General features: G+C 45.6%; 16 protein-coding genes and 1 pseudogene. 11 read left to right on the plus strand and 6 right to left on the minus strand.

The window, feature by feature from the left end:
* The 4 genes and pseudogenes from R7Q38_RS21275 to R7Q38_RS21290 all read left to right on the plus strand — a co-directional run.
* A pseudogene (locus R7Q38_RS21275) lies at nt 1-71 on the plus strand (elongation factor Tu); the annotation flags it as partial.
* Nucleotides 72-402: 331 nt separating this feature from the next.
* Entirely contained in the window at nt 403-591 is a 189-nt protein-coding gene (locus R7Q38_RS21280; RefSeq protein ID WP_005381360.1) for a (2Fe-2S)-binding protein, read from the plus strand.
* 93 nt (nt 592-684) lie between these two features.
* On the plus strand, nt 685-1,161 hold the full coding sequence (bfr, locus tag R7Q38_RS21285) for a bacterioferritin (protein WP_005381359.1): 477 nt from the start codon (nt 685-687) through the stop codon (nt 1,159-1,161).
* 206 nt (nt 1,162-1,367) lie between these two features.
* Nucleotides 1,368-2,645 carry a malic enzyme-like NAD(P)-binding protein gene (locus tag R7Q38_RS21290; RefSeq protein ID WP_005381358.1) on the plus strand — a complete coding sequence of 426 codons (1,278 nt, stop codon included), beginning with the start codon at nt 1,368-1,370 and terminating at the stop codon, nt 2,643-2,645.
* Nucleotides 2,646-2,757: 112 nt separating this feature from the next.
* On the opposite strand, the gene metJ is transcribed toward R7Q38_RS21290, so the two are convergent.
* The gene (gene metJ, locus R7Q38_RS21295; protein ID WP_005381353.1) at nt 2,758-3,078 is read right to left on the minus strand and encodes a met regulon transcriptional regulator MetJ; all 321 of its coding nucleotides are present in this window, start codon (nt 3,076-3,078) and stop codon (nt 2,758-2,760) included.
* A gap of 225 nt (nt 3,079-3,303) precedes the next feature.
* Between metJ and R7Q38_RS21300 the strand changes: the two genes are divergently transcribed.
* The 3 genes from R7Q38_RS21300 to metF all read left to right on the plus strand — a co-directional run bounded on the left by R7Q38_RS21300 (nt 3,304) and on the right by metF (nt 8,053).
* Entirely contained in the window at nt 3,304-4,464 is a 1,161-nt protein-coding gene (locus tag R7Q38_RS21300; protein ID WP_005382793.1) for an O-succinylhomoserine (thiol)-lyase, read from the plus strand.
* Between the two features lie 15 nt (nt 4,465-4,479).
* Nucleotides 4,480-6,888 (plus strand): bifunctional aspartate kinase/homoserine dehydrogenase II, encoded by a 2,409-nt coding sequence (locus R7Q38_RS21305; RefSeq protein ID WP_171343379.1) that lies wholly within the window; start codon nt 4,480-4,482, stop codon nt 6,886-6,888.
* 262 nt (nt 6,889-7,150) lie between these two features.
* Nucleotides 7,151-8,053, plus strand: a complete 903-nt coding sequence (gene metF, locus R7Q38_RS21310) for a methylenetetrahydrofolate reductase (protein WP_005381345.1) — start codon at nt 7,151-7,153, stop codon at nt 8,051-8,053.
* A 70-nt stretch (nt 8,054-8,123) separates the two neighbouring features.
* Here the strand turns inward: metF and R7Q38_RS21315 are convergent, their stop codons facing one another.
* The 3 genes from R7Q38_RS21315 to argE form a co-directional block, all read right to left on the minus strand.
* Complete coding sequence (locus tag R7Q38_RS21315) at nt 8,124-8,663, minus strand: PadR family transcriptional regulator (RefSeq protein ID WP_005382791.1); 540 nt, start codon at nt 8,661-8,663, stop codon at nt 8,124-8,126.
* 425 nt (nt 8,664-9,088) lie between these two features.
* Nucleotides 9,089-11,722: a phosphoenolpyruvate carboxylase gene (ppc, locus tag R7Q38_RS21320; protein WP_005381336.1), complete on the minus strand. Its 2,634-nt coding sequence runs from the start codon at nt 11,720-11,722 to the stop codon at nt 9,089-9,091.
* 272 nt (nt 11,723-11,994) lie between these two features.
* A complete protein-coding gene (gene argE / locus R7Q38_RS21325; protein WP_213900083.1) occupies nt 11,995-13,131 on the minus strand; it encodes an acetylornithine deacetylase in 1,137 nt (378 codons plus the stop codon).
* Between the two features lie 144 nt (nt 13,132-13,275).
* Here argE and argC point away from each other — a divergent pair, with 144 nt between their 5' ends.
* The 4 genes from argC (at nt 13,276) to argH (ending at nt 18,509) form a co-directional block, all read left to right on the plus strand.
* Entirely contained in the window at nt 13,276-14,280 is a 1,005-nt protein-coding gene (gene argC, locus R7Q38_RS21330; protein WP_053350729.1) for an N-acetyl-gamma-glutamyl-phosphate reductase, read from the plus strand.
* Between the two features lie 21 nt (nt 14,281-14,301).
* Nucleotides 14,302-15,093 (plus strand): acetylglutamate kinase, encoded by a 792-nt coding sequence (gene argB, locus R7Q38_RS21335; RefSeq protein WP_005381333.1) that lies wholly within the window; start codon nt 14,302-14,304, stop codon nt 15,091-15,093.
* Nucleotides 15,094-15,177: 84 nt separating this feature from the next.
* On the plus strand, nt 15,178-16,392 hold the full coding sequence (locus R7Q38_RS21340) for an argininosuccinate synthase (protein ID WP_005381332.1): 1,215 nt from the start codon (nt 15,178-15,180) through the stop codon (nt 16,390-16,392).
* A gap of 242 nt (nt 16,393-16,634) precedes the next feature.
* Nucleotides 16,635-18,509 (plus strand): argininosuccinate lyase, encoded by a 1,875-nt coding sequence (gene argH, locus R7Q38_RS21345; RefSeq protein WP_017633526.1) that lies wholly within the window; start codon nt 16,635-16,637, stop codon nt 18,507-18,509.
* Between the two features lie 194 nt (nt 18,510-18,703).
* On the opposite strand, the gene R7Q38_RS21350 is transcribed toward argH, so the two are convergent.
* Both R7Q38_RS21350 and R7Q38_RS21355 read right to left on the minus strand, forming a co-directional pair.
* Nucleotides 18,704-18,985 (minus strand): DUF3624 domain-containing protein, encoded by a 282-nt coding sequence (locus R7Q38_RS21350; protein ID WP_017633527.1) that lies wholly within the window; start codon nt 18,983-18,985, stop codon nt 18,704-18,706.
* Nucleotides 18,986-19,358: 373 nt separating this feature from the next.
* A complete protein-coding gene (locus R7Q38_RS21355; RefSeq protein WP_005382783.1) occupies nt 19,359-20,831 on the minus strand; it encodes a dihydrolipoyl dehydrogenase in 1,473 nt (490 codons plus the stop codon).
* Between the last annotated feature and the right edge of the window lie 67 nt (nt 20,832-20,898).

Here is a 20,898-nt window from a genome sequence, read left to right on the forward strand (position 1 = left end):
GTCTACGTTTCGCGATCCGTGAAGGTGGCCGTACAGTAGGTGCTGGTGTTGTTGCTAAGATCTTCGACTAATTCATAACGAATTAAACGAAATCTTGCACTGTTCTTCTTTTTGAAGAAAGCGCATCGAAAAGGGAAGCTTAGGCTTCCCTTTTTCATTTCTAGATTACATTTAGTTATAAGTGTTGAAATAAAAGACGTCACTTTTTCGATTTAAAAACAGAGTTTTACCGGCTTTGTTTCTTAACGCTTTTACTCACCCCTCTTAACCCTTTGATCTTTTCCTGCAGCGGTAAAATCGTTATAACCAAATATTCTGAGCGGACACCATAATGCGACTGGTAACAAGAACTATTCTTGTTTATATTGTTTGTCACAGATTAGTTTTATAGGTTTTTTGAGTATGTACGTTTGTCTTTGCCATGGTGTCTCCGACAAAAAAATTAGGAAGTTGGCGATAGATGAAGGCGTAACAGATATTAAAGGAATCAAAAAGTGCACGGCATTGGGCAGCCAATGTGGTAAGTGCATCAGACAGGCCAAGGAAATTTTAGCGGAAACTAGTTACACTGAATTTAAACAAGCCAGCTAATTGCTGTAAGTATGCAGTAATTATTTGCCTTACATTTTGACACCTTCTCATTTGCTTCTACATTTAAATGAAGCCAAAGAGGAGGGTTTTGTCATGAAAGGCGATCCAATCATCATTCAACATCTCAATAAAGTGCTCGGTAACGAGCTCGTCGCTATTAATCAGTATTTTCTTCACGCCCGAATGTATAAAGACTGGGGCTTAAAGCACCTAGCAGACAAGGAATATCACGAATCTATCGATGAGATGAAGCATGCCGATCATCTAATTGAGCGTATTTTGTTCCTTGAAGGCCTACCGAACCTACAAGATTTAGGTAAGTTGATGATTGGTGAAGATACCAAGGAAATGCTCGAGTGTGATTTAAAGCTTGAAATGGCGGCTATTCCAGATTTAAAAGATGCGATTGCCTACGCTGAAGACATTCGAGATTATGTGTCTCGAGATCTCTTCCAAGATATTCTTGAAGATGAAGAAGAACATGTTGATTGGCTAGAGACGCAACTTGGCTTGATTGAAATGTCTGGTATTGAGAATTATCTCCAAGCGCAATACGTGGACGAAGAGTAACGATACTTTCTGAGTTTGCATACTCCAATAATAGTAAGAAGAAAGAGCACCTGACTCGAAAATCAGGTGCTTAACCCCGTTATCTGGTCTAATCTCTTTTATTATCGGCTTTTTAAGGATATTGCTCGCAATCTTGCCTATGAAGTTTGATTTCTATCCGATAGAATTTATGCCCCCTTACCTAAAAATAAAAAAGAGAAACGTCCATGTCTGAAGACAACCACCAAGCAGCCACTCCAGAAGAAGAACATCGCCAAAAAGCATTGGATTACCATGCTTATCCAACTCCAGGAAAGATTGCTGTCGAACTGACAAAGCCTGCGGAAACGGCGGGTGATCTTGCCCTTGCTTACAGCCCTGGTGTTGCAGAGCCAGTGCGTGAAATCGCACAAAACCCGGATAACGTGTACAAGTACACTGCAAAAGGGAACATGGTTGCTGTTATTTCTAACGGTACCGCTATTCTAGGTCTAGGTAACCTAGGTCCACTTGCATCTAAGCCAGTGATGGAAGGTAAAGCGTTACTGTTTAAGCGTTTTGCAGGTCTTGACTCTATTGATATTGAAGTTAAGCACCGCACGATCGATGAATTTGTTGATACTGTTGCGAGCATTGCAGACACTTTTGGCGGTATCAACCTTGAAGATATTAAAGCACCAGACTGTTTTGAGATTGAAAAGCGTCTGATTGAACGTTGTGATGTACCAGTATTCCACGATGATCAACATGGTACTGCTATTGTAACGGCAGCGGGTATGCTGAATGCAATCGAACTTCAAGGTAAGAAACTTGAAGATTCAACAATTGTTTGTCTTGGCGCTGGCGCTGCCGCTGTAGCGTGTATGGAGCTTCTGATCAAATGCGGCGCAATGCGCGAAAAAATCTACATGCTAGATCGCAAAGGTGTGATTCACACTCGTCGTGATGATCTTAATGAATATAAGCAGCTATTTGCGAACAATACAGATAAGCGCACACTAGAAGACGTGATTGAAGGTGCAGATCTGTTCCTAGGTGTATCTGGTCCAAACCTATTGCCAGCGGAAGCGTTGAAGTTGATGGCAGATAAGCCAATCGTATTCGCATGTTCTAACCCGGATCCTGAAATCAAGCCGGAACTTGCTCACGCAGTTCGTGATGACTTGATCATGGGTACTGGCCGTAGTGATTATCCTAACCAAGTTAACAACGTATTGTGTTTCCCATTCATTTTCCGCGGTGCTCTTGATGTGCGTGCAAGTGAAATCAATGATGAAATGAAACTTGCAGCCGTTGAGGCGATTCGTGAGCTAGCAAAAGAGCCTGTACCTGAAGCCGTATTGAAGGCTGCAGGTGTTGATAAGCTAGAGTTTGGTGCGGACTATATTATTCCAAAACCAATGGATTCACGTTTGCTACCACGTGTTGCAAAAGCGGTTGCTCAGGCGGCGGTTAATTCAGGTGTAGCTCGTATCGAGATGCCTGAAAACTACATGGCAGAGTAATATATCTTTCAGATGTGATACACAAAAATGGGACGCTATTGCGTCCCATTTTTTATGTCATTCATTTGGCTCGAGGCAAGAGTTATTACCTGAAACCTCTTATCAGGCTTTTTTATTCTTCGTCGAATGACTCAAATTCGATGCCCATTTCCGTCATCAGCGCTTTTACTTCTGTTGGAATATCATCAGGACGGTCTTTACGAAGGTCTTCATCTGTCGGAAGTGGCTGACCTGTGTACGCGTGCAAAAATGCCTCGCATAGCAATTCGCTATTGGTTGCATGGCGTAAGTTATTGATCTGACGGCGAGTACGCTCATCAGTTAGCACCTTTAAAACTTTTAGCGGGATAGAGACGGTAATTTTTTTTACTTGTTCGCTTTTTTTGCCGTGCTCTGCATATGGGCTAATGTATTCGCCATTCCAGTCAGCCATTGCACACCTTCATTTATGTAATCGGTTAAAAATAATTTAGGTGCTGATTTTAGCTGCATTTACCGCCATAAGCAAAGACATATAGACGTCTAGAAGTGTTGACGTCTCATTTTTTGACGAGTAAAGTGAACATAACAGCAAAGGAAGCGTGTTGATCACTTTATGTTACTCATTAGATATAGCGCATTCCTATTTAGAAGTCATTACCCGTGAAAGGATACACCCATGAGCACTCGCAAACCTGCGACCATTGCAGTACGCACTGGTATTGAATCAGACAGCCAATATCATGCTGTCGTTCCACCTATTTATCTTTCCACTAACTATGGTTTTCCTGCTTTTGGTGAAGTGCCCAAGTATGATTACACACGATCTGGTAATCCAAACCGCGGACTGTTGGAAAGTGCGCTATCTGAACTTGAGTCTGGAAAAGGAGCGGTTGTTACTAACTGCGGTACGTCGGCATTAAATTTATGGGTTTCCGCTTTTCTCGGCCCAGATGATCTCATTATTGCTCCTCACGATTGTTATGGTGGTACCTATCGTCTTTTTAATACCCGAGCTAACAAAGGCGATTTTAAGGTTCAGTTTGTCGATCAATCAGACGAACAGGCTTTAGATGCTGCATTGGCACAAAAACCAAAACTCATTTTGCTAGAAACTCCGTCAAACCCTCTGGTTCGCGTAGTGGATATTGCAGCTACTTGTGAAAAAGCGAAACAAATCGGCGCGTTAGTTGCGGTGGACAATACCTTTTTGACACCCGTGTACCAAAAACCTTTAGAGCTAGGTGCGGATTTTGTTATCCACTCCACAACAAAGTACATCAACGGTCATTCGGACGTAATTGGTGGGGTAATCATCACCAACACAGAAGCGCATGCAGAAGAGCTTGCATGGTGGGGTAATTGTATTGGTGCAACGGGCACACCTTTCGATAGTTACATGACACTGCGAGGTATTCGTACGCTTGCTGCTCGTATGAGAGTACATGAAGAGAGCTCACAGCAGGTACTAGCTTACCTACAGAAACAAGCGTTAGTTAAAACTATCTATCATCCAAGCCTGCCGGAACATCCAGGTCACGACATTGCTAAAAAGCAGCAAACGGGCTTTGGCTCTATGTTGAGTTTTGAGTTTGCTGGTTCGTTTGAGCAGTTAAAGGTGTTTGTGAAAGAGCTCCAACTGTTTTCATTAGCAGAGTCATTAGGTGGTGTAGAAAGTTTGATTTGCCACCCAGCATCCATGACGCACCGTGCAATGGGTGAGGAGGCGCTGGCGGAGGCTGGGGTCTCTCATCAACTATTGCGTTTGTCTGTCGGTTTGGAAGATGCACAAGACCTCATCACAGATTTAGAACAAGCGTTCGCTAAAGCTACCCAGTAATAGGAGACGATAACAATGACTGTACAACGTCAGCTGCATAAGTTTGGTGGCAGTAGCTTAGCAAACCCAGAATGCTACTTACGCGTTGTGGGTATTCTCAAGGAGTATTCGACAGAAAATGATCTGGTGGTCGTCTCTGCTGCAGGAAAAACCACTAACCGCTTGATTGAGTTTTTGGAAGGGTTAAATAAAGATGGCCGAATTGCGCATGAAGCGCTTCAAAGCTTAAGACAGTTTCAAACTGAGCTAATAGAAAGCTTGTTGGAGAGTGAAACAAAAGAAGAGCTGTTAGCTTTATTACATGATGAGTTCAGTACTCTCTCGGAGCTGACTGCACCACTCACTAATGCGCAAAAAGCCGCGGTACTGGGGCACGGAGAAGTATGGTCTGCTCGCCTATTGGCCGCGTTATTATCTCAACGTTCTATCCCTGCGGTTGCACAAGATGCACGAGCGTTTTTACGTGCAGAAGCGGGAACTCAACCAGAGGTTGATCGCGCTCGTTCATACCCTTTAATTAAAGAGATCCTCGCGCAGCATAACCATAAACGTGTGGTAATTACTGGCTTTATGGCTCAGAACGAGGCAGGAGAAACCATTCTACTTGGTCGTAACGGCTCTGACTATTCTGCAACGGTCATAGGCGCGCTTGCTGAAGTCAGTACTGTCACGATTTGGAGTGATGTTGCTGGTGTCTATAGTGCCGATCCACGTTTGGTGTCTGACGCTTGTTTATTACCGTTACTTCGATTGGATGAAGCCAGTGAACTTGCTCGCTTAGCTGCCCCAGTGCTACACAGTCGTACGCTTCAGCCTGTGGCGCAAAGTACCATGGACCTTAATCTCAAGTGTAGCTATCTGCCAGAGTCGGGTTCTACTCGTATTGAGCGTGTATTGGCATCTGGTCGTGGCGCTAAAATTATTACTTCACTGGATGATGTTTTATTGGTGCAGTTGTCTTTCATGCATGGGCACGACTTCGAAAAAACACAGAGTGATGTATTACAAGCGTTGCAGCGCGCGCAATTAGAGCCACTGGCATTTGAAGCTCAATCCGATCAGCATACGCTACGCTTGGCTTACACCGCAGAAATCGCCGGTGGTGCATTGAAACACTTGCAAGAGCTTGCGGTAGAGGCAGAAATTAAGCTAAAAGAAGGTTACTCGCTCTTAGCTGCGGTAGGTGCAGGCGTTACGAAAAACGCCAATCATTGCTTTGGCTTTTATCAGAAGCTAAAGCACTCTCCGGTAGAATTTATCTCTGAAACAGACTCAGGGCTGAGCCTAGTCGCTGTTTTGCGCCGTACTGATACCGAGGCGTTGGTTCAAACGATTCATAGCCAGTTGTTCCAAGCGCAAAAACGCGTGGCAGTGGCTTTATGTGGCAAGGGTAATATTGGTTCTAGTTGGTTAAATTTATTTGCGACGCAAAAAAGTGAGCTCGAAAAACGTCATGGTATGAGCTTTGATCTTGTCGCGGTTGTGGATAGCCAAACCTATTGGTTCGATGAGCAAGGTATTGAGGCGGCGAGTGTTGCTGAACGATTTGATGATGAAAGCATAGCCAACAATGGGGATTGGCTGGCACGTTTGGGAGCGCTTAAAAGCTATGATGAAGCCGTCGTGCTTGATGTTACCGCGAGTAAAGAGTTAGCTCAGCGCTACGTAGAAATCGCACAGCAAGGCATTCATTTGATTTCCGCTAACAAAGTGGCCGGTTCCGCAGATAGTCAGTACTACCATCAGGTTCAAGATGCATTCGCTAAAATTGGTCGTCATTGGCTATACAACGCAACGGTTGGTGCTGGGTTACCGATAAACCATACCGTGCGAGATCTTCGTGAAAGTGGGGATGAAATCGTCGCTCTATCGGGGATTTTCTCGGGGACGTTATCATGGCTGTTCCAACAGTTTGATGGTTCTGTGCCATTTAATGATTTAGTCGATCTTGCTTGGCAGCAAGGGTTAACCGAACCTGACCCTCGTTCTGATTTAGATGGCTCCGATGTAATGCGTAAGTTAGTCATCTTGGCTCGAGAATCGGGCCTAGATATAGAACCAGACAGCGTTAAAGTTGAGTCTTTGGTGCCAGAAGAATTAAGAGAACTGAGCTTAGATGATTTCTTCGATAATGGAGCATTGTTGAGTGAAATACTTCAAGAGCGTCTGACAAAAGCACAGAGAAACGATCAAGTGCTTCGCTATGTGGCGCGTTTAGAAAAAAATGGTAAAGCAACGGTGGGAGTCGAAGCGTTATCTCGTGAGCACGCGCTCGCCAACTTATTGCCATGCGATAACATTTTTGCCATAGAGAGCAAGTGGTACAAAGATAACCCTCTGGTCATTCGAGGACCAGGCGCAGGCAGAGAAGTGACAGCCGGCGCTATTCAATCCGACCTCAACCGATTGGCTGGTTTATTTTAAAGTTGCGATTGACCTAAAAACCCTGGAATTAATCCAGGGTTTTTTATTCCCCTATCAGTGCCATACTGAAGTCATAACCCGTGCAAAATGGCGAGATGATGCTCAAGTAGAAACTTGAACTATCTTCATTATTAACTTGAGAAAAATTCATAATTACAAGGTTGACATTAAATCGTATTCAATACATTCTGTAGACATATAGACGTCTAAACGTCGATTTTAAGGATTTGTTTTCGTGGCGGAGTGCCGCAGGGAGAGTAAGATGGGATATACGCACGCAGGCCATATCGACGCCTTGAACCAGAATATTGCTGAGTTATCAGATAACATCAATGTATCGTTTGAGTTTTTTCCGCCAAGCAGCGCTAAGATGGAAGAAACACTTTGGAATTCAGTGCACCGTCTTAAAACGCTTCAACCTAAATTTGTTTCTGTGACTTACGGTGCGAACTCCGGCGAGCGTGACAGAACACACTCCATCATTAAAGAAATTAAAGCAACAACCGGATTGGTTGCCGCTCCCCATCTCACTTGTATTGATGCGACTCGTGAAGAGTTGATTAATATTGCCGATGATTATTGGAACAATGGTATTGAAAATATCGTCGCTCTGCGTGGTGATATTCCTCCAGGTGGCGGTGCGCCTGATATGTATGCCTCGGATTTGGTTGAGCTGCTGAAATCACGCCACGATTTCGATATCTCCGTTGCTGCATTCCCTGAGGTTCACCCTGAAGCTAAAAGCGCTCAGTCTGACTTATTGAACCTAAAACGTAAGGTAGATGCAGGTGCAAACCGTGCTATTACTCAGTTCTTTTTTGACGTTGAGTCTTACCTGCGATTCCGTGACCGTTGTGTCGCAGCAGGAATTGACGTAGAAATTGTGCCAGGAATTTTGCCTGTATCGAACTTTAAGCAAGCTTCTCGCTTTGCGGCACAGAACAACGTGAAAGTACCAGGATGGATGAGCAAACAATTCGATGGTTTGGATGATGATCCGGTGACTCGCCAGCTTGTAGGAGCTAGCCAAGCTATTGATATGGTGCGTGTACTGAGTCGTGAAGGGGTTAAGGACTTTCACTTCTACACACTAAACCGTGCAGAGATGACTTACGCGTTATGCCATACGTTGGGTGTTCGTCCTCGCGCAGTAGTCGGTGCGTAAATCTGGTTTCAAAAAGATAAAAGGCTTGCCAAGTGGCAAGCCTTTTTCGTTTTATCAAAGCAAAAGGAGTTTAACCAATCACTTCAAGTTCAGTTAGAACTTCTTCTGCCCAAGTGATCCAAGTTTCACGTAACAGTAGGTTACGGCGAAGCGTTAGACGTTCTAGGCGAGCTTGTTTATCTAAAGTTGACGGCGTTGCGTAGTAAGCCGCTTCAATTTCTTTGTAGTGAGAAACCAGTTTGCGAGACTCTTCAACTAGCTCGGCGAGTTGGTCACGGAATGGAGCCGCTGGTTGAACGGCACATGCCATCAATTTCGCTGAAAACTCATCACGAACTGTTGGGTGTGCAGTTGGTTGATCAAACCACTCTCCTAAAGCGCTGCGACCAGCGTCTGTAATGGAGTAAACCTTGCGGTCTGGTTTGCCTTCTTGGGGTTCTAATACGCAAGTAACCAGTTCTTTCTCAGCCATTTTGTTGAGTTCACGGTACACCTGTTGGTGGCTTGCTTTCCAGAAGTAACCGATGCTAGCAGAGAATTCTTTAGTGATATCGTAACCGGTTGCGTCGCGAGTGCTAAGAACAGTTAAGATTACGTGTGGTAATGACATGTCTTCAATCCAAATGGTCAATAAACTTGTAAACAAGCTACTTATACTTTCAGCTGCGCTCTTACTGGCACTTGAGTTTTTTAATGTATAAGTAGCACCAACAATGTTGGTCCTGTCACCTTAAAGCCGTTTATCACCTAGAGAGATGGGGAGTCCCATCAAGGCTGGAGCAGGTATGATTGGATTTATGAGCTCTCAGCAGGCAAGTAGTATATAAATAATAAGCATGAAGTGGAATAGTAGGACAAAATTACCCTAAAAAACTAACATAATAATCAATAGTGTTAACTTGTGGTTTTTTATTCTTTTATTTTGGTATTTTTTGGGTCTATAGTGGTATATTTAACTGCCTTTGTTTTGGTGCGATTATCCTGTGATAAAAAAAAGCTGAGCATTTGCCCAGCTTTTTATTAAAAATGAAACGATTAGCCTGTGTTGCGCATACCAGCAGCAATACCAGCAATCGTCACCATCAACGCTTCTTCCAAGTTTGCAGAAGCTTCTTCGGTTTGACGCGTGCGGTATAGTAGCTCTGCCTGTAGCATATTCAATGGCTCAACGTAGATATTGCGTAAGCGAATCGACTCGAGTCCCCAAGGGTCATGCTGCATCAAGTTTTCATTGTTCTCTACATTCAGTACCGCTTTGATGTCTTCTTGAAGCTGAGCACGAAGTTTTTCACCGAGTGGACGGAGCGACTCATCCACCAATCGCTCATCGTAGTAGCGAGAGATATCAATATTACACTTCGAGTACACCATCTCTAGCATGCCGAGACGAGTAGAGAAAAACGGCCATTCGCGGCACATCTCTTCGAGCAATGCTTGGTGGCCTTTATCGATCGAGTATTGAATCGCTTCACCTGCGCCTAGCCATGCAGGAAGTACCAAACGGTTTTGACTCCATGAGAAGATCCACGGGATTGCACGTAAGCTTTCTACTCCGCCCTTAGGGTTGCGTTTTGCAGGACGAGAACCAAGTGGCAACTTACCGAGTTCGAGTTCTGGTGTTGCTTGGCGGAAGTAAGGCACGAAATCTGGCTCGCCACGAACCACATTTCGGTAAGACTCACAGCTTACTTCTGATAGCACTTCCATCAAGTCGCGCCATTCTTGTTTTGGCTCCGGTGGCGGTAACAAGTTGGCTTCCAGAATCGCACTTGCGTATAGGTTAAAGCTGTTTACTGCGACATCTGGGAGTCCCAGTTTAAAGCGGATCATCTCGCCTTGCTCTGTTACACGTAAACCGCCTTTCAAGCTTTTTGGTGGTTGCGACAAAAGCGCAGCATGCGCAGGTGCGCCACCGCGACCGACTGTGCCCCCACGACCATGGAATAGAGTTAGCTCAACGCCTTCTTCTTCAGCCACTTTAACTAACGATTCCATCGCATGATACTGAGCCCAACCTGCAGACATAACACCTGCATCTTTCGCTGAGTCAGAGTAACCAATCATGACCATCTGGTGGTTTTGGATAAAACCACGGTAAAGGTCAATCCCCATAAGCTGCTTGATGACCGATTCCGCGTTGTTCAAATCGTCTAGCGTTTCGAACAGAGGACACACATCCATGCGGTAAGGGCAACCAGCTTCTTGTAGCAGTAGATGAACGGCGAGTACGTCAGAGGCGGTACGTGCCATTGAAATAACGTAAGCGCCAAACGCTTCACGCGGTTGTGCTGCAACAATCTTGCAGGTATCCAAAACCTCTTTGACGGGTTCAGACGGTTCCCAATCACGAGGGAGAAGCGGACGTTTAGATGCCAGCTCGTTAGTTAGAAAAGCAATCTTATCTTGCTCACTCCATTGTTCGTAATCACCAATACCTAAGTAGCGAGTTAGTTCAGACAAGACGTCTGAGTGACGCGTGCTCTCTTGGCGGATATCAAGACGTACAAGATGGATACCAAATGCTTTTACGCGGCGTAGTGTATCCAGTAGTGAGCCGTTGGCTATTACACCCATGCCACATTCGTTTAGTGACTGGTAGCAGGCATACAGCGGTTCCCAAAGTTGCTCGACTTTTTGCAGTGGTGCTTTAACGGCCAGTTTTTGACCGTGGATCTTAGCATCGAGAATATCTTTGGTTTCATTGAGCAGAGTGCGTAATTGCTTCAGGATCGCACGGTATGGTTCGTGCTGATCTTCGCCAGCAAGCTCACGGACTTGATCGTTTGAAACTGTCATAGACAGCTCGCTGATCAACTCGTTGATGTCATTGAGATAAAGATCGGCGGCTTTCCAACGAGACAAAAGTAAGACTTCACGCGTAACGTTGTGAGTAACAAACGGGTTACCGTCACGGTCACCGCCCATCCAAGAGGAGAAGTGCACTGGGCGAGCATCAATGGGTAAACCTTCTCCAAGGTAAGATTTTAGACGGTCATTCATCTCACGTAGGAAGTCCGGTACTGCTTCCCATAGAGAGTTTTCAACGACCGCAAAGCCCCACTTTGCTTCATCCAACGGAGTAGGGCGTTGTTGTCGAATCACGTCTGAATGCCAGCCTTGGGCAATCAGTTGCTCTAGGCGGCGTTCGGTTTTTCTGCGCTCTTTAGAAGAAAGATCGCTTAGCTCCAACTTTGATAAGCACTCGTTTATCTTGACCAGTTTGTTGATCATCGTGCGGCGCGTAATTTCTGTTGGGTGAGCCGTCAATACCAATTCAATATTCAGATCACGAACCGCTTGGGCAGTGTCCAGTTTGCTCACATCGTTTTGTACCAGTTTAGAAAACAGCGAGTTAATCGCGTCTGGTTCGCAAATGTGCTCTTCACAATGGCGTGAAATCGTGTGGTATTGCTCAGCGATATTGGTGAGGTTTAGAAATTGGTTAAACGCGCGAGTAACGGGCGTTAGCTGCTCATCAGGTAGATGTTTGATTTCTTCGATCAAGCTGTCCCTGTCTGCTTGATTCCCTGCTTGAGCTGATTTGGATAATTTACGAATGGTTTCCACTTTCTCGAAGATTTCTTCGCCATGGGCATCGCGAATGGTGTTACCCAATAAGTGGCCTAACATGCGCACATTACTTTTGAGTGCGGCGTATTTCTCGTTCATTGTCGTCCTGCCTCGTAAAAAAACTACATCCATTGTCCTTGTTAAGACTCCAATCTAGCGAAAAGCACCAGTTATAGTCAAATAAAGCAGACTAAGTTTGCAATTATTCCGCTGTCTCCTGATTTAGAGCAAATTTACGGCAGCCATAGAGTAAGAAGTGAAAATTAATTACAAAATAACAAGTTAAATAAGTGTTAAGACTAGCGCTAAATTGTGAAGATAAAAAGATGCAGCTCAATCGAGCTGCACAGACTTTCGAGCTTAAACGCGTATTAACAGCAGTACTTGACCATCGCCTTTGAAAGCACATCAATTGTGGGGTCGATAAAGTCGAAGGATAGAAACTCATCCGGTTGATGGGCTTGGTCGATTGACCCAGGGCCGAGCACCAAGGTTGGACACAACTGCTGTAGAAATGGTGCTTCAGTACAGTAGTTCACGGTTTCTGAACTGGTTTGGCAGATCTCTTCAACACCACCAATAAATGGGTGGTCATGTTGGCATTCGTAACCCGGAATAGGCTCATGCAATGGAATAATCTCCAGTCTCCCAGGCCATTTCGCTTCGACTTCTTTTAATGCTCCGCGCAACATGTTCTCTAAACCATCAAGGCTAATGCCGGGAAGAGGACGCACGTCGTAATGCAGCTCACAGCAACCACAAATACGGTTAGCGCTGTCACCACCGTGAATGTGTCCAAGATTTAGGGTAGGGCTTGGAATGGCAAAACCCGGATGGTGATATTCTTTAATCAATTTGTCACGCAGTTGCATCATGGCGAACATGACTTCATGCATGATCTCAATAGCGTTAACGCCAAGCGCTGGGTCCGATGAGTGACCGGACTTGCCTGTTACGCGAATGGCATTTGCCACATGCCCTTTATGACCTCGAATTGGTACAAGGCTGGTGGGTTCACCAATGATGCAGTAATCCGGCTTAAATGGGGCGTTTGCTGTGAAATGTCGCGCGCCCAGCATGGTGGTCTCTTCGTCACAAGTGGCTAATACGTAAAGTGGTTTGCTCTGCTTGCTCCAATCGACTTTCTTCACTGCTTCATAAATAAAGGCGAAAAAGCCTTTCATGTCTGCTGTGCCTAAACCGTAGAAGCGGTTGTCTTTTTCCGTCAGTTTATGCGGTTCAAAATTCCATCGCCCTTGATCGAATGGCACGGTATCACTATGGCCAGCAAGTAAAAGGCCACCTTCTCCCTCTCCCATACGTGCGATCATATTGTGCTTGCCTGGCTCGACTTCGATCACTTCAACGCTAAAACCCAGATCTTTAAACCAAGATGCGAGTTTTTCGATGACTTTTGCATTGCCCTGATCCCAGCTCGGATCCGTGGAGCTGATAGAAGAGGTGCTGATGAGTCCTTCATAGACCTCTAGAAAAGTTGGTAATTGCATGGATTCTTCAAATCTCCTGTTGACAGACAGACCACAAAAATGTAAAACACATATTAAATCATATTTAATGAATAAAAAATCAAAATAAAGCAAAAATTAAATATGAATAGTCATTTGAGCCTTTAAGTATATGGATGTCACACAATGCTAAAAACCACGATTATTGGAGCCAGCGGTTACACCGGCGCAGAGTTAGCGTTAATGGTTAATAAACACCCACAACTCACGCTATCAGGTTTATACGTTTCCGCCAACAGTGTTGATGCGGGAAAGAGCATCGCGCAGCTACACGGTAAGCTAGCGGGCATCATTGATATGCCAGTTTTACCACTAACGGATCCACTGCAAATCGCTCAAGAATCGGACGTGGTGTTTTTGGCAACGGCTCACGAAGTCAGCCATGATTTAGCCCCAACTTTCCTGGAGACAGGCTGTCAGGTATTCGATTTATCGGGTGCATTCCGTGTGAAAAGTGAAGGCTTTTACGACACTTTTTATGGCTTCGCACATCAACATAACAACTGGCTAGATAAAGCAGCATACGGCTTAGCAGAGTGGAACCAAGAATCAATAAAAACCACTCCTTTGATTGCAGTAGCAGGTTGCTACCCAACCGCTTCACAGCTTGCAATCAAACCTTTATTAGAACATGCGTTGCTCGATACCAACCAATGGCCAGTGATCAACGCAACCAGTGGTGTATCTGGTGCCGGGCGTAAAGCCTCCATGGTTAACAGCTTCTGTGAAGTGAGCTTGCAACCTTATGGTGTATTTAACCATCGTCACCAGCCAGAGATTGCTCAGCACTTGGGTTGCGATGTGATTTTTACTCCGCACCTCGGCAACTTTAAACGCGGCATTCTTGCCACGATCACCATGAAGCTTGCGCAAGGTGTGACAGAAGCACAAGTGGCACAGGCGTTTGAACAAGCTTATCAAGGCAAGCCTGCGGTGCGTCTTAAAGGCGACGGTATTCCACGTATTCAGGATGTCGAAAATACCCCTTTCTGTGATATCGGCTGGAAGGTACAAGGCGAACACATCATTGTGATTTCAGCTATCGACAACCTACTTAAAGGTGCATCGAGTCAAGCGATGCAATGTCTCAATATTCATTACGGTTACCCAGAACTGACAGCGTTGCTGTAGTCGTTGAAAGAGGGAAATGCGATGACGCAAACCAATCAAGCTCCTTTAGTCATTAAGCTAGGTGGTGCAGCTCTATCATGCACTCAAACCTTAAGCCAACTTTTTGGTGCCATTGCGGCTTACCAAAAATCGGCACAGCGACAAATCGCCATCGTTCATGGCGGTGGCTACCTAGTTGATGAGTTGATGGCAAAGCTTCAGCTTGAAACCGTAAAGAAAAACGGTTTACGCGTAACACCTTACGATCAAATTCCTGTGATTGCAGGCGCGCTTGCAGGCACTGCGAATAAGTTACTTCAAGGTCAAGCGATTGCGGACGGTCTTAACGCTGTGGGCCTTAGCCTTGCGGATGGTGGTTTGTGTCTTGTTGAAGAACTTGACCCAGAACTCGGCGCGGTAGGCAAAGCATCACCGGGTGACTCAGCACTATTACAAGCGGTGCTAAACACAGGTGCACTGCCGATCATCAGTTCAATTGGTTTAACCAAAGATGGCCAGATGATGAATGTGAATGCTGATCAAGCAGCAGTCGCGGTTGCGGGCGCATTAGATGCGGAGTTAGTCCTGTTATCAGACGTGAGTGGTGTATTAGATGGAAAAGGCCATTTGATCAAAACCCTGTCAGAGCAGCAAGCTAACTCGTTGATCGATGGACATGTGATCACCGATGGCATGATCGTCAAAGTTAAAGCCGCTTTGGAGGCCGCCAATGATCTTGGCCGTCCAATTGAAGTCGCGACCTGGCGTTACCCAGAAAAATTAGCACAGTTATTCGCTGGTGAAAGTATTGGTACTCAATTCTTGCCTCAATAAGCATCAGCAAAAGAATTCAATATTAGGAAGTCGTAGTTGGCACTGACCGCCGAGCGCAGCGCCAGTTAAGTTTGGAGAAAAAACATGAGCAAAGTGAACGTAAATAAAGTGGTAGTCGCATACTCAGGCGGTCTAGATACTTCAGTAATTATCCCGTGGCTAAAAGAGAACTACGACTGTGAAGTAGTGGCTTTCGTTGCCGATGTTGGTCAAGGTGCCGAAGAGCTAGAAGGCATTGAAGCGAAAGCAAAAGCCTCTGGTGCTTCTGAGTGTTACATCGCGGACTTGAAAGAAGAAATGGTCGCAGACTACATTTACCCAACGCTAAAAACCGGCGCGTACTACGAAGGTAAGTACCTGCTAGGTACATCAATGGCGCGTCCAATCATTGCCAAAGCGCAGGTTGAAGTGGCACGTAAAGTGGGCGCGGACGCTCTGTGTCATGGCTGTACAGGTAAAGGTAACGACCAAGTACGTTTTGAAGGCGCATTCGCAGCACTAGCACCGGACTTACAAGTGATTGCACCTTGGCGTGAGTGGGACCTAGTGAGCCGTGAAGAGTGTTTGGATTACCTAGCTGAGCGTAATATTCCTTGCTCTGCGTCTCTTACTAAGATCTATTCACGTGATGCAAACGCATGGCACATTTCGACGGAAGGCGGCGTTTTAGAAGATACGTGGAACGCACCAAACGAAGACTGCTGGGTGTGGACTGTCGACCCAGAGCAAGCGCCAAATGAAGCGGAATACGTCACGCTGAAAGTAGAAAAAGGTGAAGTGGTCGAAGTTGATGGTGAAGTGATGACACCATATAACGCACTGGTTTACCTAAACGAGAAGGGCGCTAAGCACGGTGTTGGCCGTATCGATATCGTGGAAAACCGTCTTGTTGGGATGAAGTCTCGTGGTTGTTATGAAACACCGGGAGGCACCATCATGATGGAAGCGCTGCGTGCTGTAGAGCAGCTTGTGCTAGACAAATCATCATTCGAATTCCGTGAGGAGCTAGGTCTAAAAGCGTCTCACCTTGTATACGATGGCCGTTGGTTTACGCCACTATGTAAATCGATCCTTGCCGCTTCAGAAGAGCTAGCGCAAGACGTTAACGGTGAAGTGGTTGTTAAGCTCTACAAAGGTCAAGCGACAGTGACGCAAAAACGTTCTGACAACAGCTTGTATTCAGAAGAGTTCGCGACTTTTGGTGAAGATGAAGTTTACGACCAAAGCCATGCAGGTGGGTTCATCCGTCTTTACTCGCTATCAAGCCGTATTCGTGCATTGAACAGCCAGAAGAAATAATCCATTAACATCCATCTTGGATTGAATAAAGACCCGCCATTTATAGGCGGGTCTTTTGGTTTCTAAAAGCGAGTATCTAAAGTTTGTTTGAATATATATGTAAAAATATTGAATTTATACTTTATTTTTTATCGAAATTGCCGTAACGTTGACCCATAAGAAAAAGTGAGCAAATGACCATCAAATTGGTTACTACTCATTCGAGAACGTTAGAGTAAGCAATAGTCATCAGGAGAGACGCAATGGCATTATGGGGCGGAAGATTTACCCAAGCGGCAGACACCAGATTTAAAGAGTTCAATGATTCGTTGCGTTTTGACTACCGATTGGCTGAGCAAGACATCGTAGGTTCAATCGCATGGTCTAAAGCTCTGCTTTCTGTTGATGTGCTATCGGCAGAAGAACAGCAAAAACTGGAACTTGCTTTAAATGAGCTGAAGTTAGAAGTGATGGAAGACCCTCACCAAATTCTTCGCTCTGATGCAGAAGATATCCACTCTTGGGTTGAACAGCAGCTAATCAGTAAAGTGGGAGATTTAGGTAAAAAACTCCACACTGGGCGTTCTCGGAATGACCAAGTCGCCACAGACTTGAAACTTTGGTGTCGTCAGCAAGGTCAGCAATTATTGATTGCTTTAGATCGCCTACAAGCACAAATGGTCCATGTTGCTAAACAGCACCAAGGCACCGTATTGCCAGGCTATACTCATCTTCAGCGTGCTCAACCTGTAACCTTTGCTCACTGGTGCTTGGCTTATGTTGAAATGTTCGAGCGTGACTACTCTCGTCTGAATGATGCCTTACAGCGTCTCGACACTTGTCCACTTGGCTCGGGTGCTTTAGCGGGAACGGCTTATCCGATTGATCGCGAACAATTAGCACATAATCTCGGTTTCCACCGTGCTACGCGTAATTCACTCGATTCGGTTTCAGATCGTGATCATGTGATGGAACTGATGTCGGTGGCGTCGATTTCTATGCTTCACCTTTCTCGTCTTGCAGAAGATATGATCTTCTACAATTCAGGCGAGTCAAACTTCATTGAGTTAGCGGATACGGTGACATCTGGTTCGTCATTAATGCCACAGAAGAAAAATCCAGATGCACTTGAGTTGATCCGTGGTAAGACAGGGCGTGTCTATGGCGCATTATCGAGCATGATGATGACAGTTAAAGCCTTGCCATTGGCGTACAACAAAGACATGCAGGAAGATAAAGAAGGGTTGTTTGACGCTTTAGATACATGGAACGACTGCATGGAAATGGCAGCTCTGTGTTTTGACGGTATTAAAGTGAATGGCGAGCGCACACTAGAAGCGGCGAAACAAGGTTACGCAAACTCGACTGAGTTGGCTGATTACCTAGTGGCGAAAGGCATCCCATTCCGTGAAGCTCACCACATCGTCGGTGTCGCGGTCGTTGGTGCTATTGCTAAAGGCTGTGCGCTGGAAGAATTGTCTCTGCAAGAGCTAAAAGCCTTCTCTGAGGTGATTGAAGATGATGTGTATGACATTCTGACTATCGATTCGTGTTTGGAAAAGCGTTGTGCTTTGGGGGGGGTTTCGCCTCACCAGGTCGCTTACGCGGTAGAACAAGCGGATAAGCGCCTGAGCCAGCGTGACAGCTCGGCGGTGAAAGTGCGTCCTGCACGTTTGACGGACATTGAAACGTTGGAAGGTATGGTTGCTTACTGGGCGAACCTTGGTGAGAATCTTCCGCGCTCTCGTAATGAGCTCGTGAGAGATATTGGCTCTTTCGCGGTGGCTGAGCATCATGGTGAAGTGACGGGTTGCGCTTCTCTATATGTGTATGACTCAGGGTTGGCTGAAATACGCTCTCTTGGTATCGAAGCGGGCTGGCAAGGCCAAGGGCAGGGCAGTGCGATTGTGAACTATTTGGTTGAGAAAGCGCGCCAGATGGCGATCAAGAAAGTCTTTGTTCTAACGCGAACGCCTGAGTTCTTTATGAAGCAAAGCTTTTTACCGACATCGAAGTCATTACTGCCGGAGAAAGTTCTGAAAGATTGCGATCAGTGCCCACGTCAACATGCATGTGATGAGGTAGCGCTTGAGATCAATTTAATGGAGCAAGTGATCCAAAAAACGCATGTGGCATGAACTGAAGTTGTGGAGTGATTTTATTAGCATTCAATGACATAGTCATTTTCCTGTTTACTTACATCAGTATTCGCTAAAAAAATCGAAAAAATTTGGAACCTTTGAGAGGAAGCCCGGTCTATTAAAGTACCACTGCTTTTTCTTAGAAGAATCTAAGAGAGCCCCAGAACTGACATTGGTTTTGGGGCTTTTTTCTATCTGTCACTTTTCTCTTTTTTATTCGCCTTTTTTTGTCCCCGTCGACGCTGCCAAGGCAAGATGACAAAACGCATCCATAAGTGTAAAAACAACAAAACGTTGAAAGCGAAGCCGGCAAAGATCAAAGCGATCGACTCGATGCTTTGTGGATCATCTTTGAGCGTAAACCACCATACAATCCAACACAGTACAGAAAGTACCGTCAATTGATCCAAGCATCGTTGGCAACGTCCAAGTTTTTTCCAAAACCAATGTTCTTCGCAGCGGCGACAAGTCATAGTGTTTTCCAAACCATTAGTGTTGCTTCAGATTATATATCTAACTAAATGGTGGAAAGCGTTTCTTGTACCGGACTTAGAGAGCTATGACACAACCAAAAATGGAAAGTTAGCTTTGTAAAAGCTTTGTGGCACGTAATTGATGTATGGTGCGCTGTCAGTCTTTAACAGGAAATATAATGATGTCGACAGAGTTGAAACTTGCGCTGAGTATCGCTGGTGGGTTCTTTATGATCGGTGTTGTCGCGATTTGTATGGTCAGCCGCTATGCAATGATGGCAGCGTAAGAGAGATTTCATTGCGCCGAAGTAGTAAAGCAAAGCCTCGTTGATGACGAGGCTTTGCTTTATATTTAGATAGAAGCCTGAAAGCGTTAGCAGCCAGGGCCGCAGTCAAGACAATGTTTCACCATTTCTGGCCCTAAGTGTAGTTTTGCATTCAAATCACGTAGAGCGGTGCGGACGCCTTCTTCAATCACTGGGTGATAGAAGGGCATATCTAACATCTCAGAAATCGTCATCCTATTTTGGTGCGCCCATGCTAAAAGGTGAGCAAGATGCTCTGCATTCGGGCCCATCATTTCTGCACCTAAAAAACGTCCAGTGCCTTGCTCTCCGTAGACATGCAGAATGCCTTTATTACGAAGCATGACGCGCGAACGTCCTTGATTTTCAAACGAGACTTCACCGGTTGCGAAACATCCACATGTGCCTAGACGTGTTTCTAGTTGTTTATATGTTTCGCCAACCATAGCAATTTGAGGGTCGGAGAACACGGCTGAAATTGGTGAGCGACGCAGACCCGCACGAATATCTGGGAAACGGCCTGCGTTGTCTCCAGCAATACGGCCTTGGTCAGCGGCTTCGTGCAGCAGTGGAATTTGGTTACTTGCATCACCTGCGATGAAGATGCTCTCTACCGAAGTTTGCAATGTATAGTGATCCGCCGTTGGTACGCCACGTTCATCGAGCGCCACATTGGTGTTCTCGATCGTCAGCTTATCTACGTTTGGACGACGACCCGTTGCAGCCAATACGTAATCGACAACGAAAGTTTCTAATTCGCCATCATGGTTGATGAATTGGATTTCGACCTTGTCTTCGCCGTCATTGTCTGACGAAGCAATGCGTTTCATGCTTTCGACTTTTACATCTGCATCAAGGTAGAACTCTTCCTTAAAGGCTTTATCTGCATACGCCATCACCTCTGGGTCTGTCAGTGGGCCCACTTGTCCTCCAATGCCAAAGAGCTTCACGTTTACTCCTAGGCGGTGTAAAGCCTGACCCAATTCAAGGCCGATGACTCCTGGGCCAAATACTGCCACGGACTCTGGTAAGTCATCCCAGTCAAATACATCATCGTTAATCACTAGGCGATCACCCAGTTCATTCCAAGCTGCCGGATATGCTGGACGAGATCCTGTCGCAATAACAATGCGCTGTGCGGTGACCTGAGTATGATCATCTATGATGAGAGTGTGGTCATCGGCAAACTTCGCGTAGCCCGATAGTTTGTCTTCAGCGGGAATATCATCGACACTTTCAAGCACAAAGCCAACAAAACGATCGCGTTCGCGCTTTACACGATCCATAACTTCTCGTCCGTTAATTCGTACTTCACCTTGCGGGTGTATCCCAAATCCAGGTGCTTTTTCGATTTGATGAACACTTTCTGCTGCCGCAATTAACAGCTTAGACGGCATGCATCCGACACGAGCACAGGTTGTTCCGTAGGGACCGCCCTCAATCATTACCACGCTGTTGGTATGAGCTTTTGCTGCTCGATAAGCACCAAGACCAGCCGTCCCGCCACCAATAACCGCTACGTCGACATTAACTTGTTTCATCGTGAACTCTCGCTTTTGTTTTAAGCCAAGCTAGCTACATTGAGCTTGGAGAGTGAATTGGATAGTT

The organism is Vibrio sp. Vb0598, from assembly GCF_033338935.1.
GTDB classification, from domain to species: domain Bacteria; phylum Pseudomonadota; class Gammaproteobacteria; order Enterobacterales; family Vibrionaceae; genus Vibrio; species Vibrio alginolyticus.